The organism is Ruegeria halocynthiae, from assembly GCF_000743705.1.
GTDB lineage: Bacteria > Pseudomonadota > Alphaproteobacteria > Rhodobacterales > Rhodobacteraceae > Ruegeria > Ruegeria halocynthiae_B.
In genome coordinates this window covers 52,482-69,193 of record NZ_JQEZ01000001.1, presented here as the reverse complement: position 1 = coordinate 69,193, position 16,712 = coordinate 52,482, and the positions used below count along the sequence as shown (strand labels likewise).

The 16,712-nt window shown below is 59.6% G+C and carries 15 protein-coding genes; 5 read left to right on the top strand and 10 right to left on the bottom strand.

Annotated elements, in window-relative coordinates:
* The first annotated feature begins 83 nt into the window (after positions 1-83).
* From JT51_RS00300 to JT51_RS00290, 3 genes are read left to right on the top strand one after another with little or no spacing between them, the layout of a single operon-like run.
* Positions 84-1,196 (top strand): ABC transporter ATP-binding protein, encoded by a 1,113-nt coding sequence (locus JT51_RS00300; RefSeq protein WP_037309133.1) that lies wholly within the window; start codon positions 84-86, stop codon positions 1,194-1,196.
* Between the two features lie 13 nt (positions 1,197-1,209).
* Entirely contained in the window at positions 1,210-2,130 is a 921-nt protein-coding gene (locus tag JT51_RS00295; protein ID WP_037306672.1) for an ABC transporter permease, read from the top strand.
* Positions 2,127-3,380, top strand: a complete 1,254-nt coding sequence (locus JT51_RS00290; RefSeq protein WP_037306671.1) for an ABC transporter permease — start codon at positions 2,127-2,129, stop codon at positions 3,378-3,380. The genes JT51_RS00295 and JT51_RS00290 overlap by 4 nt, the downstream gene beginning before the upstream one ends.
* A 36-nt stretch (positions 3,381-3,416) precedes the next feature.
* Here the strand turns inward: JT51_RS00290 and JT51_RS00285 are convergent, their stop codons facing one another.
* The 10 genes from JT51_RS00285 to JT51_RS00240 form a co-directional block, all read right to left on the bottom strand.
* On the bottom strand, positions 3,417-5,336 hold the full coding sequence (locus tag JT51_RS00285; RefSeq protein WP_037306670.1) for a beta-galactosidase: 1,920 nt from the start codon (positions 5,334-5,336) through the stop codon (positions 3,417-3,419).
* Positions 5,333-6,193: an SMP-30/gluconolactonase/LRE family protein gene (locus JT51_RS00280; protein WP_037306668.1), complete on the bottom strand. Its 861-nt coding sequence runs from the start codon at positions 6,191-6,193 to the stop codon at positions 5,333-5,335. The genes JT51_RS00285 and JT51_RS00280 overlap by 4 nt, the downstream gene beginning before the upstream one ends.
* The gene (locus JT51_RS00275; RefSeq protein WP_037306666.1) at positions 6,190-6,795 is read right to left on the bottom strand and encodes a 2-dehydro-3-deoxy-6-phosphogalactonate aldolase; all 606 of its coding nucleotides are present in this window, start codon (positions 6,793-6,795) and stop codon (positions 6,190-6,192) included. Before JT51_RS00275 ends, JT51_RS00280 begins: the two co-directional genes overlap by 4 nt.
* A complete protein-coding gene (locus tag JT51_RS00270; protein ID WP_037306663.1) occupies positions 6,792-7,685 on the bottom strand; it encodes a 2-dehydro-3-deoxygalactonokinase in 894 nt (297 codons plus the stop codon). The genes JT51_RS00275 and JT51_RS00270 overlap by 4 nt, the downstream gene beginning before the upstream one ends.
* A 4-nt stretch (positions 7,686-7,689) precedes the next feature.
* On the bottom strand, positions 7,690-8,457 hold the full coding sequence (locus JT51_RS00265) for an SDR family NAD(P)-dependent oxidoreductase (RefSeq protein ID WP_037306661.1): 768 nt from the start codon (positions 8,455-8,457) through the stop codon (positions 7,690-7,692).
* Positions 8,457-10,166 (bottom strand): IlvD/Edd family dehydratase, encoded by a 1,710-nt coding sequence (locus JT51_RS00260; RefSeq protein WP_037306659.1) that lies wholly within the window; start codon positions 10,164-10,166, stop codon positions 8,457-8,459. Before JT51_RS00260 ends, JT51_RS00265 begins: the two co-directional genes overlap by 1 nt.
* 25 nt (positions 10,167-10,191) lie before the next feature.
* Positions 10,192-11,532 carry an alpha-glucosidase/alpha-galactosidase gene (locus JT51_RS00255; protein WP_037306657.1) on the bottom strand — a complete coding sequence of 447 codons (1,341 nt, stop codon included), beginning with the start codon at positions 11,530-11,532 and terminating at the stop codon, positions 10,192-10,194.
* 22 nt (positions 11,533-11,554) lie between these two features.
* A complete protein-coding gene (locus JT51_RS00250; RefSeq protein ID WP_037306655.1) occupies positions 11,555-12,403 on the bottom strand; it encodes a carbohydrate ABC transporter permease in 849 nt (282 codons plus the stop codon).
* A gap of 1 nt (position 12,404) precedes the next feature.
* Positions 12,405-13,328 (bottom strand): carbohydrate ABC transporter permease, encoded by a 924-nt coding sequence (locus JT51_RS00245; protein WP_037306654.1) that lies wholly within the window; start codon positions 13,326-13,328, stop codon positions 12,405-12,407.
* 96 nt (positions 13,329-13,424) lie between these two features.
* Positions 13,425-14,684 (bottom strand): ABC transporter substrate-binding protein, encoded by a 1,260-nt coding sequence (locus JT51_RS00240; RefSeq protein WP_037306652.1) that lies wholly within the window; start codon positions 14,682-14,684, stop codon positions 13,425-13,427.
* Positions 14,685-14,823: 139 nt separating this feature from the next.
* Here JT51_RS00240 and JT51_RS00235 point away from each other — a divergent pair, with 139 nt between their 5' ends.
* Entirely contained in the window at positions 14,824-15,630 is an 807-nt protein-coding gene (locus JT51_RS00235) for an IclR family transcriptional regulator (RefSeq protein ID WP_037309131.1), read from the top strand.
* Positions 15,627-16,685, top strand: coding sequence for an ABC transporter ATP-binding protein (locus JT51_RS00230; protein ID WP_037306650.1), 1,059 nt, complete (start codon positions 15,627-15,629; stop codon positions 16,683-16,685). The genes JT51_RS00235 and JT51_RS00230 overlap by 4 nt, the downstream gene beginning before the upstream one ends.
* The last annotated feature ends 27 nt before the right edge of the window (positions 16,686-16,712 follow it).

Sequence of the window (16,712 nt, the reverse complement as noted above, 5' to 3'; positions counted from 1 at the left end):
GGGCCACTATTCTGCACATCGTCCCGGTGTGACAGAAGCTATCACGGTGCGGTCATGGACTGGACCAGACGGAGATGCCAAAAATGAGTGCAGGGGTCGGTGTAGATCTGGAAAACCTGTGGATCCGTTTCGGAGACTTTGTCGCCGTGAGGGATGCAAATGTGAACATCAACGGGGGCGATTTCTTTTCGTTTCTTGGTCCTTCGGGCTGTGGCAAGACGACGATCCTGCGCGCAGTATCGGGGTTTCTTGACCCCAGCGAAGGCAAAGTTCTGATCGGCGGCAATGACATGCGCGGGATCGGCCCGAACAAGCGGCCGACGGCTCTGATCTTTCAGAACCTCGCGCTGTTTCCGCTGATGAAAGTATGGGAGAACATCACGTTCTCAATGGAAATCAATGGCGCCAGCAGCGCGGAACGCCGAAAACGCGCCGATGAGCTGCTGGATATGATCGCGCTGCCGGATCAGGGCGACAAGCTGCCCAACGAATTGTCCGGTGGTCAACGCCAGCGTGTCGCCATCGCCCGGGCGCTATGCGCCGAACCCGATGTTTTGCTGCTGGATGAGCCGCTGTCAGCGCTGGACCTGAAGCTGCGCCAGCACATGCGCACCGAATTGCGCGAAATTCAAAAACGTGTCGGCATCACCTTCATCTACATCACCCACGATCAGGGTGAGGCCCTGACCATGTCGGACAATATCGCCGTGATGCGGGCTGGCGTGATTGATCAGATTGCCGACGGCAAAACGATCTACAATGATCCGGCCACGGCGTTTGCCGCCTCGTTCGTGGGCGAAAACAACGTGTTTCGGGGCAGGATCAAGAAAATCATGGGAAATGAGGCCCTGTTGTCGACCAATCGCACGGGCGATCTGGTGGCACGCATTTCCTCGGTCAATCAAGGCACAATGCGCGAAGGGGACGAAGCCATGATGTTCGTCCGACCCGAGGCATTTGCGATTGCCCCAGACGGGGCGGCAGGCGATCATTTTGTCACCGCGCGGGTGAATCATGAAGAATTCGAGGGCAATGTCTTCAATATCTTCACCGAGGGCGACGGTGGCAAGGAAATCAAGGTTTCCCTGCCCAATCTTGGTCAATCCTTCGAAAATCACACTGGTCAGAACATCACGCTGGAATATGAGACCCGCAATGCGGTTCTGGTTCCAGCCGGTGAGCTGGCAGCAGAATGAGGGGGACTGACACATGCCCCATTTTCTGAAGGAATTCTTCAATCGCAACGGTACCGGCATGGGGCTGGGAATTTTGGGTCTGGTCCTGTTCTGGACCATCGGCCTGATCATCCTGCCGCAGCTGTCGATGCTGGATTTCTCATTCCGTCCGAACTTGCCCCCGCCTGAAATCGGCGGTCCCAAGGACGTCTATACGCTGGAGAACTATAAGTATCTGGTCTTTGGGCCGGAAGGTGGCAGCCAGGATTACAACACCGTCGATCTGCGCGTGTTTTTCCGTACGCTGCTGGCTGCAGTCTGTGTCACGATCTTCAACCTGATCCTGTGCTATCCGATTGCCTATTATCTGGGGCAATCAAAGGGCAGCCATATCCGCATCTTTGCGATCATGCTGATCATCCCCTACTGGATCAACGAGATTCTGCGCGCCTTTGCCCTGCGGATCATCTTTGGCGAGACCGGAGTGCTGAATACCCTGTTTGTTGGGCTGGGCATCTGGGACATGCCGTTCGATTTCATCCGAAATGACATCGCGCTCTATGCGGGTCTGGGCTATGCCTACATCTTGTTGATGATTTTCCCGATGTATAACGTCATAGAAAGTCTGGATAAAAACCAGATTGAGGCGGCCCGCGACCTGGGCGCGCCCTGGTGGCGGATTCACTGGCGGGTGGTCATTCCCTATGCCAAACCGGGGATCAGTTCCGGCTGTACCATGGTGTTCATGCTGTCCGCAGGCGCGCTGGCCGCGCCGCAAATTCTGGGCGGGCCGTCAAGTTTGTGGTTCACGCAGCTGATCTATCAGCAGTTCAACGACAACAACGACTGGCCGCAGGGTGCCGCCTATGCCATCGTGCTGCTGGTGACCTGTATCCTGTTCGTGCTGGCGATGATGCGCCTGTTCAAGGTGAACATGGGGGATATCGGGAAATGAACAATTCCTTCCTCCGTATAAGCATCTGGGTCTATCTGGCGATTTTCTTCGCCTATCTGCTTGGCCCGCTGGTGATCATGTCGATCACCGCCTTCAACTCCTCCGGTTTCCCAAGGATGAGCCCCTGGGAATGCCTGACCTTCCAGTGGTTTGGTGAGTTGTTTCAGGATCAGCGTATTCTGAACGGCATCAAGAACTCTCTGATCATCGGGGCCGGGACGGTTGTTCTGTCGGTGGCGATGGGTCTGGCGGGCGCATTGATGCTGACCCAGATCTGGCCCAGGCTGCGCGCGACCTACTATACCGTCATCATCGCACCGATCCTGATCCCGGGCGTTGTTCTGGGTATCTCGACGCTGGTGTTCTGGGACCGGATCAACCGGATGCTGGGGCTGGGCGCGGACAGCTTTTTGTCGAATGGGATTTTCCTGACGGTGATCGGTCAGTCCACCTTTATTGCCAGCTACTGTATGCTGGTTCTGGTGGCCCGACTGCAGCGTTATGACATGGCCCTGACCGAGGCGGCGCTGGATCTTGGTGCAACCCACGCGCAGGCGTTTCGCAAAATCCTGCTGCCGTTCATGCGCCCCGCGATTGCGTCGGCTGCGGTACTGGCGTTCCTTGCGTCGTTCGAGAACTACAACACCACCACCTTCACCTTCGGGGAATATCCGACGCTGACGATCGAGCTGGCGCAAAAGGTCCGATATGGCATCACGCCCGCGATCTCGGCACTGGCATTTATCATCGTGGCATTGACTGTATTCTTTGCCCTGCTGAACGAGGCCAAGCTGAAACGTCAGGAACTGGTTGCCGCCGCGCGCAAAAATGCCACGGTCGAGGAACTGGCGGGCAAGATCAAACTGCCCAGCTTTTTCTCAGGTAACATGGCCGCGGTTTTGCTGGTGGTATTCGCGGTTGCGACGATCACGGTGGTTGGCACCGCGACGGCCTATAACCCGGGCCAGTGCATCGCCGACGTCAAAGAGCAGAAACGGCTTGAGGCGGATCAGCGCATTCAGGAACTGCGCAAGCAGCGCGAAGAACAGCGCAAAAAGCGCGAGGCTGAAGAAGCCGAACAGGGTGACGCGCAATCCGCGCCGAAACCATCCAACAACAGCGGTTTTGGTAACGTGTTTGCACCGAATTCGCTGGGCGATGAAGAGACCTCGGAGCCTGAGACACCACCAGCCAGCAATGACGGGTTTGGGGGGGCTTTTGATCCGAACGCCCTGCAAAAAGATCAATAACCCCGGTCAGGGCTCAATAATCACGCGCCTGGAGAGTTACCCCTCTTCGGGCGCGTCCTTTTTCGCGATGACCACATCGCAGGCGTCAATTTCTTGCCCATTCCAGGTGACTGGGATTGCGTTGTAGTTGATCAGGAAAACATGCTGCTCAGTCTCTCGCCGCCGCAAACCGGCGGGCAGCGGATGCAAATTTAAACCAACCTCTTGCGCAGCCATGGCAATGACACGATCCCATAGCGCCTCGTCAGGAAAACCAGCCAGATACCACAGGCCGTTTGCGCCCTTCAAAGCAGGCGTTCCGTCTGTAAAGGTCAGCAGGTCAGGGGCTGTTCCGGACAAGCGGTCGATCCAATGGTGTGCCGCGCCACCACCGTCTACATTGCGTTGCACGTTCGGGGGCAGGGTTTCGACCAGATCGACATCGCAGTCCAGTTCGGACAGGCCGGGGCGTCCTGTGGCGGGGATTTGGAAATCATGCGTAATGGCACCGCTGCGCGGCCCGAGAATGGCCAGATCGCACCCTTCGGTCAGGCGTCGTTCCAGATCACCATCCAGCGTGGCCAGCCCGGGGGCGAGGATCAGTTTGTACCCGGCCACGGCGTTGTCGGTTGCCGAGGCGAAATCCACCGACAGCCCAGCTCGCCGCAATGCACGATATGCCGAGAAGACCAGCCTGAAATAGTTGAACCCGGCCCCTTGTGGCTGCGCCGTCCAGGCCCAGTCCGAGGCATAGTCGAACAGAATGGCCACCTGTGCCTGCTGTTGGGTGACTGCGCCCAGTTCCGCCAGATCATGGGCGGTCTCGCGCGCCTCAGCCAGGGCCGGGGCGGGTATGTTGGCAGGTGTGAAAAGCCCCGCGTGCATCTGTTCCTGCCCGAACGGGGCTTGCCGCCAGCGGAAATAGCTGACCACTTCGGCCCCATGGGCCACGGCCTCAAGCGACCACAGGCGCACCATGCCGGGCAGGGGGGCAGGATTGTAGGGCGCCCAGTTCACCGGGCCGGGTTGTTGTTCCATCACCCACCAGCGGCCACGCCCTACGGCGCGGTAGAGGTCGTGGTGAAACGCCTGCATGTCCGGGTCGCCCTGTTGCAGGAACGCGGTTTTATGGGCCTCATCAGCCTCAAGCCGGTCGGACAGAAACCCGATCGGATAGCTGTCCCATGTGGCGATATCCAGATCCGCACCGACCTCGAAATGGTCGAAGTCCAGAACCCGCCCCATGTAATTATGCAATAGTGGTGCGTCAGTCAGGGGCCGCAGCACATCGACCTGCGCCCTGTTGAACGCCACCACCTGATCAGAACTGAACCGGCGGAACGCCAGAACATGGGCCGGATTGGGCTCGGTGACGGTGAGGTTGGGCAGGTCGATCTGATCGAAGCTGCCATATTCCATCGACCAGAACACATTGCCCCAGGCTGCATTCAGCGCCTCGACCGTACCGTACTGAACGGCCAGCCAGTGCTGAAATGCGTGCAATGCTGATTGGCTGTAGCTTACGGTTGTGTCGTGGCACCCATACTCATTGTCGATCTGCCACGCGGCTACATGCGGGTTGCGGCCATAGCGTTCGCCCATGATCCGGGCGATACGCGCGCTTTCGGCGATATAGCCCTGATGGCTAAAACAATAATGCCTGCGTGAGCCGAATTTGCGCGGCTGCCCCTGCGCATCCACCGCCAGCATTTCGGGGTGTTTATCAAGCATCCAACGCGGCGGCGTCGCTGTGGGCGTGCCCAGCACCACCTTCAGCCCCGCGGCCCCCAGCGTTTCAATCGCGCGATCCAGCCAGTCAAATAGCAGCGCGCTGGGTGCAGGCTCCAACCGGCTCCAGGCGAATTCGCCGATCCGCACCCAGCTTAGGCCGGACTTGACCATAAGGTCGGCGTCCTCGGCCCACATCGCCTCGGGCCAGTGCTCCGGGTAATAGCAAACGCCAAGTTCGGGAGTCATAGCAGGACTCTGTGTTCGGCCTGTCCTTTGCCTGCACCGGGGGCGGCAAAGGTCATGCCATTGGTCGGGTGCGCGGCAAGCGTTGCTGCATCCAGCCCTTCGCGGGCCGTCGTGCAGAACAGGGTGGTCAGGTCTTCGCCGCCAAAAGCGGGGCACGAAGTATGGGCGGCCTCAAAGGTCACCGCGGTCAGGAACTGTCCGGCGCGCGTATAGGCCGCCACGCGGCCCGCGCCCCATTGCGCGATCCAGATGTTGCCATCGGGATCAATCACAGCGCCATCGGGGTACAGGCCATCACCCCGCAGATCAAGGAAGACTGCGCTGCTGCCGTCGGGCCAGCCGGTTTCGGCATTCAGCGCCCAACGCATGACCTGTTGCGTCATTGTGTCGGTGAAGTAAGCGCAGGACCGATCCGGCGCGAAACAGATCGCGTTTGAGATCGTGACCTCCGCCACCAGCTGCCGCAACTCGCCCCGCCAATAGCGATAGATCGCGCCTGCACCGGGTTCGGCACCTTTGCCCATCGTCCCGATCCAGAACCCGCCCCACGGATCGGCGCGCCCGTCATTGGACCGGGTAACCGGATTGTCTGCCTCAAGCGGGGTGATCAGTTGTTTCTGGCCGTCTTGCAGGTTGAACAGCCACAACCCGGTCTCGGACGCCATCACAAGCGTTTCCCGGTCGACCCAACCCGCAGCCGAGACATGTTCGTCAAACTGCCAACTGCGCGGCGCGCCGTCTTCCTGTGTCATCAGGCGTTTTCCGACGATGTCGAACCAGAAAAGCTGTTGCCGTTCCGGATGCCACAGCGGCCCTTCGCCCAACTCGCAGGGGCGGGTGTCAAAGACGGCGCTCATCCGGTGGCCTCGTCATAGGCAGCTACGATCTGCATCGCCCGATCTGCGACCTCGGACACGGTCATGCCGGGTTTGAACAGGGCTGATCCGATGCCGAACCCATCGGCGCTGGCCTTGATCCACTGGCCGAAATTCTCTGGCCCCGCGCCGCCGACGGCATAGATCAGAGTGCCCACAGGCAGCACCGCGCGCAAGGCCGACAGCCCGGCGGGACCCGCCAGCGCACCGGGGAACAGTTTCAACCCGGACGCCCCGGCCTTGAGCGCTGTGAAAGCCTCGGTCGGGGTGAAGATGCCTGGCCAGCTTTCCAGACCCAACTGATACGTGCGCGAAATGACGTCTGGGTCGCAGTTCGGCGAGACGATCAGCCTGCCGCCGACCCCGGCCACCGCGTCCACCTCGTCAGGTGTCAGCACGGTGCCCGCACCGATCAGGGCGTGGCTGCCAAATTCCCGGGCCAGAATGCCGATCGACTCCAGCGGATCGGGTGAGTTCAGCGGTACCTCGATCTTCTCAATGCCCGCGCCGATCAGGGTCTGTCCGACGGCCCGGGCGTCAGAGGGGCGCAGGCCGCGCAAAATGGCGATAATGGGACGGCTCATGCGGTTTGCCTCGTCAGGTTGCGGGCCTGTAACAGACCGGCCAGTGTGCATTGTGTGCTGTTGGCGGTTTCGACAAATGCGCCCTGTTGTTTCAGGGCCTTGGCGTAGATGTTCGACAGATCCTCGGCCCCGATGATTGCCAGTTGTTGACCCAGCCAATAGGGGCGGGTTGCGGCCAGCTCAGCACCAATCAAAAAGCCAGAAAGCTGCGCCCGGGCGACGCCGCCATCCTGCCCTTGCAGCAGATCGGCGGCACGCAGTCCGAACAGGCGTGCGGCCAGTTGTTCCGGTTTCGACAGCGCATCCGCCGTGGCCTCGGCAAAGGCGGCATCGTCCCAGCCTTCGCCGATCGAATGTTTCAGCACCGATTGCCCGCGCAACAGGTCGAACATCTCACCGGTCATGAAGGTGCGGAAACTGACGACCTCTCCGGCGCTGACCTGCACCCATTTGCTGTGGGTGCCGGGCAGGCAGATCACACCGTCCCAATTCTGGTGGCTGGCCAGAAAACCCGCAATCTGGGTTTCTTCGCCGCGCATGACATCCGGCGGTGCGGTTTGCTTTAACCCGGGCACCACAAAGGCGCGTATGCGGGTGTCCGTGCCGGGTACGCGGATCGGAACCACCGGCGTGGGTTCGCAGGGAACGGTGGAATAGGGGGCCTCGACCCAGCCCTGGCGGGCACCGACCATACCGCAGGCGATGACATCAACCGGTGCCTGGCCAAGCCAGCCTTCGGTCAGGTTCAACAAAGCGGCCTGAAATTCACCTTTGGCCAGTCGCACCATACCTTTGTCCGACTGCGCCTGATCCAGCACCGTGTCATCCCGCATGGCCCACACCCGCAGATGAGACGTTCCCCAATCGACCGCGATCCACTCTGTATTCATGGCTCTACCCCGTTACGACGACGCCGCCATCGACGGCCATACATTGACCGGTCATGGCCCGGCTGGCGTTTGATGCCAGGAACAAGGTCGGCGCGATCATGTCCTCGGGCGTCAGATGGTCCTTCAGACACTGGCGCTCCATATGGGCTGCCAAACCCTCGGGCGTGGCCCACATATCCAGCTGTTTTTGCGTCAGCACCCAGCCGGGGGCCAAAGCGTTGACACGGATGTTCTGCAGCCCCAGCTCACGCGCCAGGGACCGCGTCATGCCCGTGATCCCGGCGTTTGACGTGGTATAGATCGGATAGCCGGAATTGCCCATCATATAGCTGATCGAGCTGAAATTGATGATCGACCCGCCTTTGTCCCGCATCTGGCGCGCGGCCTCCTGACAGGCAAAATAATAGGCCTTGAGGTTGACCTCGATCATCCAGTCCCAGAATTCGGTGGTGGTATCCGCAAGCGAGTGGCGTTTATCGTTTGCCGCATTGTTGACCAGCACATTCAAGGGGCCGTGTGCCTCGGCGGCTTTGGTCATTGTTGCATGCAGCAGTTCGGTATCGGTCATGTCGCCCTGCATGAACAGGGGCGCGCGGCCGTGTTTATCGCGCATCTCTTCGACAAAACTGCTGGCGTCCGAGCGGCCGATGAATGCGACATGCGCGCCCTGCGCCAGAAACCCATCGGTCAGCGCCGCGCCAACACCCGAGCCGCCGCCGGTGATATAGACCGAGGCCCCGTTCAGATCGTGAAATGTGGCTGGTTGCTCCATCAGTGGCTCTCTCTGGTCACAAGGCGGGTGTCTTTGCCGACAAGGAAATCAAGGTCCGCGCCCTGATCGGCCTGCAGCACATGGTCGATATAAAGTTTCGCATACCCGCGGGTATAATGCGGGTCGTCCGGTTGCCATGCGGCGCGGCGGGCGTCCAGTTCCTTTGCATCGACCAGCAGGTCCAATTGGCCGTTGCTGGCCGAAACGCGGATACGGTCGCCGGTCTTGACCAGCGCCAGCGTGCCGCCTGCCTGTGCCTCGGGGCTGACATGCAGGATCACGGTGCCAAAGGCGGTGCCCGACATGCGCGCGTCCGAGATGCGGATCATGTCACGCACGCCTTCTTTCACCAGCTTGGCCGGGATCGGCATGTTGCCGACCTCGGGCATACCGGGATAGCCCTTGGGTCCGCAGCCCTTGAGCACCAGAATGGTCTCAGCCGTCACCGGCAGATCGTCGCGGTCGATATTGGCCTTCAGGTCCTCGATGTTCTCGAACACGTAGGCCGCACCCTCATGTTCCAGCAGTTCATCCGTGGCCGCCGAAGGTTTCACGATGGCCCCGTTGGGCGCAAGATTGCCGCGCAGAACACGCAGGCCAGCGGCGGGTTTTACCGGATCGTCAAAGGGGTGGATCACATCGCGGTTGAAACATTCGGCCCCTTCGAAATGGGCCGAGATATCCTTGTTCAGAACCGTTTTGGCCGGGCGCAGGAACGGTTCCAACTCGGACAGAACGACGGGGACACCGCCTGCGTAACAGAAATCCTCCATCAGGTATTTGCCGGACGGCATGCAGTTCACCAGCAACGGAATGTCAGAGCCGATTTCAAAATCCTTGAGCGTCAGGTCCACACCCACACGGCCCGCCAGCGCCAGCAGATGCACCACCGCGTTGGTCGAACCGCCCACGGCGGCATTGGCCAGAATGGCGTTTTCAAAGGCTTCTTTGGTCAGGATATCGGATGGCTTCAGGTCCTCGTCCACCATTTCGACAATCCGTTTGCCGGTCAGATGCGCCAGCGCCATGCGGCGGGCGTCAACGGCGGGAAGGGCGGCGTTGGTGGGCAGGCTCATGCCCATCGCCTCAACCAACGAGGCCATGGTCGAGGCCGTGCCCATGGTCATGCAGACCCCGGCGCTGCGCGACATGCCGGATTCGGCGCTCATGAAATCCTGCAGGGTCATTTCCCCGGCGCGCACGGCCTCGGAAAACTTCCAGACATCGGTGCCCGAGCCGATATCCTGCCCGCGATATTTGCCGTTCAGCATCGGGCCAGAACTGACCACAATGGATGGCAGATCAACAGACGCGGCCCCCATCAACTGCCCCGGTGTGGTCTTGTCGCAGCCGCCCAGCAGGACGACACCGTCGATGCCATAGGCGCGGATAGATTCCTCGACATCCATCGCCAGCAGGTTGCGAAACAGCATGGCGGTGGGCTTCATCTGGGTTTCGCCCAGCGACATCACCGGGAATTCGACCGGGAAACCGCCCGCCTCCCACACACCGCGTTTGACACCTTCGGCCAGATCGCGCAGGCCCGAATTGCAGGGCGTCAGTTCCGACCAGGTGTTGCAGATACCGATGATGGGCCGACCGTCAAAGGCGTGATCCGGAAAGCCCTGGTTCTTCATCCACGAGCGGTGAATGAACCCATCCTTGTCGAGCTTTCCGTACCAATGTTGTGAACGGCGTTTTTTTGTCATTGTTGTCAGCCTTTTAGTCTTGGGGTCAGGCGGCCTTGGCGGGTTTACACCAATCGGGGAGCCAGTCTGCATGGGCGATGAGCAGATCGTCAACAAGGCTGCGGATCTGGCGCAGGTCCAGCTCGGCGGCGGTGTGCGGGTCCATCATGGCGGCGTGGTAGATGTGCTGGGGGTTCTGGTCGACCAGTGCGCGGACTGTCAATTCATGCACATTGATCTGTGTCCGCATCAGCGCGATCAGTTGGGGCGGAATGTCGCTCACGACCGAGGGCTGCACGCCGTTGCTGTCCACCAGACAAGGCGTCTCCACGGCTGCGCCCAGGGGCAATTGCGGTATCTGGCCGGTGTTGGGCAGGTTGCCATACGCCACATTGGGCGTGTCGGTGACAATGGCGTTCATCAGGTCGGCGGCGAACTCATGGCTGCGCGTCACCTCGATATCGCGGCCATCGGTCAGGGTTTTGGCCTGTTCCTTCCAGGTGGCGACCTGTTCCACACAGCGGGTTGGGTATTCATCCAGCGGGATCGCGAACTGTTCGATCAGGTCCGAGCGCCCGTCTTTGATGAACCACGGCACGTATTCAGCCAGATGTTCCGAGCTTTCGGTACAGAAGTAACCCAGATGGTCCATCACCTCATATCGCACCTTGTTGGGGCAGCGCGGCATCAACAAAGGCGCCTTGGGCAGGTGGCCGCTGGCGTAACCCTGCCGCAGGGCGGGGTAAAGGTCGCGCCCCTGATGTTCCAGCCGCAGGAAAAAGGCGACATGATTGACGCCCGCAACCTTATAGCGGAACGCGTCCTTGGGCAGGTCCAGATCGTGGGCCAGTTCCTCGACCGTGTTTTGCACCGAATGGCAGAGCCCCACATGTTTCAGCGCGGGAAAACGTTCGGACAGCGCCCAGGTGTTGATTGCCATCGGATTGACGTATTGAAGCAGCGTCGCACTGGGGCACAGCTGCATCATGTCCTGCGCCACATCCCACAGCACCGGAACCGTGCGCAACCCGCGCATGATACCGCCGATGCCCAGCGTATCGGCGATGGTCTGGCGCAGGCCGTATTGCTTGGGAATCTCGAAATCGGTCACCGTACAGGGTTCATAACCGCCGATCTGAAAGGCGGTGATGACGAAATCGGCCCCGTCCAGCGCCGCGCGGCGGTCCGTATGGGTCGATACGGTCGCATCGGATCCGACCGAGCGGATCATGGCGCGGGCGACAGCTTCGCTTTCGGCCAGACGCTGCGCGTCAATGTCCATCAGCGCAAAGTGGCTATCGGCCAGCGCCGGGGTCAGCAGGGCATCGCCCACGATGTTCTGCATGAAAATCGTGGAACCGGCCCCGATAAAGGTGATCTTGGTCATCAGGCAAACCTTTGGCTTGACGTTATTTTACAGCACCGAGGGTCAGGCCCGCGATGAAATGTTTCTGCATCAGAAAAAACATGGCCACCGGCGGCAGGGCCGCGACGATGGAACCGGCACTCATCAACTGATAGGCGGCCCGGAATTGGGCGTTGAAACTGGTGATACCTGCCGTGACAGGCTGGCTTTCCGCGCCTTGTGTCAGAACAACGGCCCAGAAATAGTCGTTCCAGATGAAGGTGAAGATCAGCACGCTGAGCGCCGCAATCGCAGGTTTCATCAGCGGCAGGACGACATACCAGAAGATGCGCCATTCGCTGATACCTTCGACCCGCGCGGCCTCGATCAGCTCAAAGGGCAGGGCGCGGATAAAGTTGCGCATAAACAGCGTGCAGAACCCGGTCTGAAAGGCGATATGGAACAGGACCAGCCCGGTTTTGGTGTTGTAAAGTCCCAGTTCCAGCGTCAGGTCGCGTACCGGCACCATTAGGATCTGGAAGGGTACGAAGTTGCCCGCAACGAACATGAAGAAGATCCAAATGTTTGAGCGGAACTTGTATATCCCCAGTGCAAACCCGGTCATGCTGCTAAGCGCAACACATCCGATCACTGTGGGAACCGTGATCAGGAACGAGTTTAGCAGATAGCGCGGCATGTCAGAGTTGAAGAAGACCTGTCCATAATTATGCGCGCCCTCAAAACTGGACGGTAGGCCCCAATAGTTGGCACTGGTGAAATCCGCCGCAGGTTTGACCGAGAACAACGCGACCGCCAGCAGAGGACCAAGCCACAGCAGCAAGGCTAAGGGCAACATGGCCTGATAGCTGATCTGCGCTGCGCGGGGTTGTTTTTCAATGGGTTTGGGAAACATCTCAGTATCCCCTTTCTTCGCGGTACATCGACCGCAGGAAATAGGCGATGAAACACAGCATGATCAGGAACAGGATCACCGCGATGGCGGCACCATATCCCATGCGGAAGCCGTATTCGGAGAGAGCAACCTCGAACATGTAATAGGCCAGCACGCGGGACGATCCGAACGGTCCGCCCTGCGTCATGATCGAGATCAGGTCAAAGGATCGCAGCGCGCCGATGATGGTGACGACAAATGCGATGAAGGTTGCGGGGCGCAACTGTGGCAGGATGATGTGCCATAGCATCCGCAGGCCCTTGGCACCGTCTAGACGCCCGGCTTCGATCTGTTCGGGGTCCACGGCGTTCAGGCCGGTCAGGTACAGGATCATACAGTAGGCCGTCTGGGGCCAGAGGCCAGCGAAGATGATGCCGTATGTGACAAAACGTTCGTCGCCCAGCACATTCAAGGGGCCAAGGCCAAAGATACCGAGGAATTCGTTCAGCAAGCCAAAGGTCGGGTCGTAGAACCAGGTGAAGACGAGGCCTACGACGACCTGAGAGATCACGAAAGGAAAGAAGAACAGAGATTTATACAGGCGAATGCCCCAGACCGTCTGATTCAGGAACAGCGCAATGAACAGACCCGCCGGAATGGCTGCTAGATACAGCAGCAGCCAGATCAGATTGTTCTTGAGCGAGATATAGAATGCATCCCGGTCATAGAACTCCCAATACAGGTCTTCATAATTGCGTAGCCCCACATATTCTGCGGCCCCCAGCCCATCCCATTCATACAGCGACAGGTTAAAGGATTGGAACACCGGGACGATCACATAGACCATAAAGAACAGCAGGCCGGGGGCCAGAAACAGCCACGGTGCGATACGCTGTTGGTTTCTGTGGAACCAGCTTTCCTGCTCTGGGACGTCGACGGCTGACATGTGGATACTCGGGGTTAGGTCAAAGGAGTAAGCCGGGTTGGCACCCGCCTTACGCAGGACAAGGTGCAGGCCGGGCGGAGGCCCGGCCCGACCGGTTTAGTTGTCGTAGATACGCTGACGGGCGCGTTCCAGCTTGGCCAGGATGCGGTCAGCGTTGTCTGGTTTGACCATGAATTCCTGAAAGCCCTCCATGGACGCCTTGGCCATTTCCGCAGGCGCGTCACGGTCCCAGAATTGGGCCACGCCGCCGGGGCTGTTCGATGACAGCATTTCAAAGCCCTGTTGCAGGAACTTGTCATCATCGACCGAGGATTGCGCGTTCACCGGCAATTGGCCAAGGTTCGAGCCGTTGTTGATCTGCGTCTGTTCGTCGGGCGACACCACAAAGCGCAGGAATTCACGCGCGGCTTCTTTGTTCGACGCGTTGGCGGGGATGTGGAATGTGTCGGTCGGCGCGTCCTCGGCCAGTTCGACATCAGGGTTGATGGCGACGAATTGATAGAAGTCCAGTTGATCATCAGTCAGACCCGCATCGCGCAGCGGCGCCACGGCGAAGTTCCCCATCAGATAGGCCGCAGCATCGCCTTTGACCATGAAGGGCAGTGCCTCTTGCCAGCTATAGGTTTGGTGGTTGTCGATAAACGCGCCCATGTCGATCAGCTGTTTCCAGTTGGCGAAGGTCTGTTTGACCCGGTCATCTTCCCAGCTGATTTCGCCATTGGCGAGCTGCTGGTGGAAATCGAACCCATTGGTGCGCATGTTCAGGTAGTCGAACCAGCCTCCGGCGGTCCACAGGAATTTGGTGCCGATGGTGTAACAGGCGCGGCCCGAGTCGATGATTTTCTGACAATTGGCCAGTTCTTCTTCCCATGTGGTCGGCTCGCTCAGGCCCAGCTCGTCGAAGATGTCTTTGCGATAATAAACACCCCACTGGTAGTAGGTGTAGGGCACGCCCCATTGCTTGCCGTCGATGGTCATCGCCCCTTTGGTTGAGGCCAGGTTGTCGGCAATCGCAGGTTCGGCCCACAGGTCAGAGACGTCTTCGAACAGACCGGCCTCGACATAGGGTTTCATCCGGTTGGCTGCGTACCAGTTGGCGACATCGGGCGTATCCGCCGTCAGAAAGTTGCGGATCTGGGTCTTGTAAGCCTCGCGGTCGATCACGGTGGTTTCGATTTCCAACCCCGGATGCTGTTCCGCGAACCGTCCGATCATCGCTTCCATCGTCGCGCGGGGCGCCGGGTTCGATGTGTCCAGGAATATTCTCAGCTCGCCGGTCAGCTCTGCCGCGACCGGCGCAGCAAGTGCCACACTGGCCGCTAACGCCGCCGCAGTGCGCTTGAACATGGAATGCATGGTTTCCTCCCTTAAGCTCCCATAAAGTTCCAAATAATGAAACATTGTTTTATATATTGAAAACTACACATCGACTCGGTTAGTCTTGTCAAGACCCTCGTGCCCCGGCCTTGGGTTAATGGAGGGAGAACAAACGCCCGTGGCTGGTGATGGAACGATAGGAAAAGCATGTGATGTGTTGGATCAGGTGGCAGCCTTTGCCCGCCCGGTCCGATTCGCGGAACTGCTGGAATGCAGCACCTTCCCCAAGGCGACGCTGTACCGGTTTCTGCAGACCCTGACCAATCAGGGGATGCTGTCTTATGATCCCGATCGGCAGACATATACACCGGGCCTGCGGCTGGTTCGGTTGGCGCACGCGGCCTGGACGCAAAGCTCGCTGGCCCCCATTGCGCGGCCGTTTCTGGATGCGTTGAGCCGTGAGACCGGCGAGACGGTGCATCTGGCGCAGCTCGATTCCAGCCAGGTTCTGTATGTCGACAAGCGCAACGCGGCCCAACCGGTCGAGATGTATTCGCAGGCGGGCAAGGTCGGCCCGGCCTATTGTACCGGCGTCGGCAAGGCGATGATGGCGTTTCTGGAGGGGGATGCGCTGAACCGCGCCGTGTCGCAGCAAAGCTATCACCGGTTCACGGATAAAACGCTGACCTCTGAAGCCGCCCTGCGTGCCGATCTGGATCTGATCCGCAGCCGGGGATACGCCATCGACGATGAGGAACACGAGCCCGGCATCATCTGCATCGCCTGCCCGATCCTGACCACGGGTGGGCGGCCGCTGGGGGCGATATCCGTGACCGGATCGACCGAGCGTATGAATTTCAATCAGTTGGAAACCTGGATTCCCCGTGTTCGCCGTGTGGCCGAACAGATTGGAACTGAAGCACAGGCCTGGCGGTTCCCCGAGACCCGCCCAAGCGCGGACACAGACAGGATGCAAGCAACATGACGGGTGTAACTCTGAATCAGGCGATCAAGCGATATGGCGAGACGCAGGTTATCCACGGTATTGATCTGGAAATTGAGGACGGTGAATTCTGTGTGTTCGTTGGCCCCTCGGGCTGCGGCAAATCTACCCTGTTGCGGATGATCGCAGGGCTGGAAGAAACCACCGAAGGTCAGGTGCATATTGGCGCACGCGAGGTGACACATCTGGACCCTGCCAAGCGTGGGGTGGCGATGGTGTTTCAGACCTATGCCCTGTATCCGCATATGACCGTGGCCGAGAATATGGGATTTGGCCTGCGCATGAACGGGGTGTCCAAATCCGAGATTGAACAAAAGGTGCAGCAGGCATCGAACATCCTGAAGCTGGACCAATATCTGAAACGCAAGCCCAAGGCCCTGTCGGGGGGGCAGCGTCAGCGGGTCGCCATCGGTCGCGCCATCGTGCGGGGCCCCGAGGTGTTTTTGTTCGATGAACCGTTGTCCAACCTTGATGCGGAACTGCGCGTCGAAATGCGGGTGGAAATCGCGCGGTTGCACAATGAGATCGGCGCCACAATGATCTATGTGACCCATGATCAGGTTGAGGCAATGACCATGGCCGACAAGATTGTGGTGCTGCGTGATGGGCGCATCGAACAGGTCGGTGCACCGATGGACTTGTATCGGGACCCGGACAACCGGTTTGTGGCCGGGTTCATTGGCTCTCCGGCGATGAACTTTCTGGAGTGTGAGATTGCGGACGGCAAGGTCTCGCACCCTGCGCTTGGCGCGCCCTTGGAGGTGGCGGCCAATGTGCCCGCAGGTTTGAGCAAGGTCACCCTGGGCATCCGCCCCGAACATATCGAGGTCGACCGCGCGGGCGACACTTGCACGGTTGACCTGACCGAAGCGCTGGGTGGTGTAAGCTACTCGTACCTGCTGACGCCGAACGGCGACAAACTGATTGTCGAGGAACGTGACGACCAGCGCAGCAGGCAGGGGGACAAGATCGGTATCACCGCCCGGCCTGACCGTGCCATGCTGTTCGATCCTGAGACCGGACAACGATTCCGGTAACCCCAAAGCTTTGACTGAAACGCGGCG

Coding starts and splice junctions, on each gene's coding strand:
- JT51_RS00300 (WP_037309133.1), top strand. CDS start 84: ATGAGTGCAGGGGTCGGTGTAGATCTGGAAAACCTGTGGATCCGTTTC.
- JT51_RS00295 (WP_037306672.1), top strand. CDS start 1,210: ATGCCCCATTTTCTGAAGGAATTCTTCAATCGCAACGGTACCGGCATG.
- JT51_RS00290 (WP_037306671.1), top strand. CDS start 2,127: ATGAACAATTCCTTCCTCCGTATAAGCATCTGGGTCTATCTGGCGATT.
- JT51_RS00285 (WP_037306670.1), bottom strand. CDS start 5,336: ATGACTCCCGAACTTGGCGTTTGCTATTACCCGGAGCACTGGCCCGAG.
- JT51_RS00280 (WP_037306668.1), bottom strand. CDS start 6,193: ATGAGCGCCGTCTTTGACACCCGCCCCTGCGAGTTGGGCGAAGGGCCG.
- JT51_RS00275 (WP_037306666.1), bottom strand. CDS start 6,795: ATGAGCCGTCCCATTATCGCCATTTTGCGCGGCCTGCGCCCCTCTGAC.
- JT51_RS00270 (WP_037306663.1), bottom strand. CDS start 7,685: ATGAATACAGAGTGGATCGCGGTCGATTGGGGAACGTCTCATCTGCGG.
- JT51_RS00265 (WP_037306661.1), bottom strand. CDS start 8,457: ATGGAGCAACCAGCCACATTTCACGATCTGAACGGGGCCTCGGTCTAT.
- JT51_RS00260 (WP_037306659.1), bottom strand. CDS start 10,166: ATGACAAAAAAACGCCGTTCACAACATTGGTACGGAAAGCTCGACAAG.
- JT51_RS00255 (WP_037306657.1), bottom strand. CDS start 11,532: ATGACCAAGATCACCTTTATCGGGGCCGGTTCCACGATTTTCATGCAG.
- JT51_RS00250 (WP_037306655.1), bottom strand. CDS start 12,403: ATGTTTCCCAAACCCATTGAAAAACAACCCCGCGCAGCGCAGATCAGC.
- JT51_RS00245 (WP_037306654.1), bottom strand. CDS start 13,328: ATGTCAGCCGTCGACGTCCCAGAGCAGGAAAGCTGGTTCCACAGAAAC.
- JT51_RS00240 (WP_037306652.1), bottom strand. CDS start 14,684: ATGCATTCCATGTTCAAGCGCACTGCGGCGGCGTTAGCGGCCAGTGTG.
- JT51_RS00230 (WP_037306650.1), top strand. CDS start 15,627: ATGACGGGTGTAACTCTGAATCAGGCGATCAAGCGATATGGCGAGACG.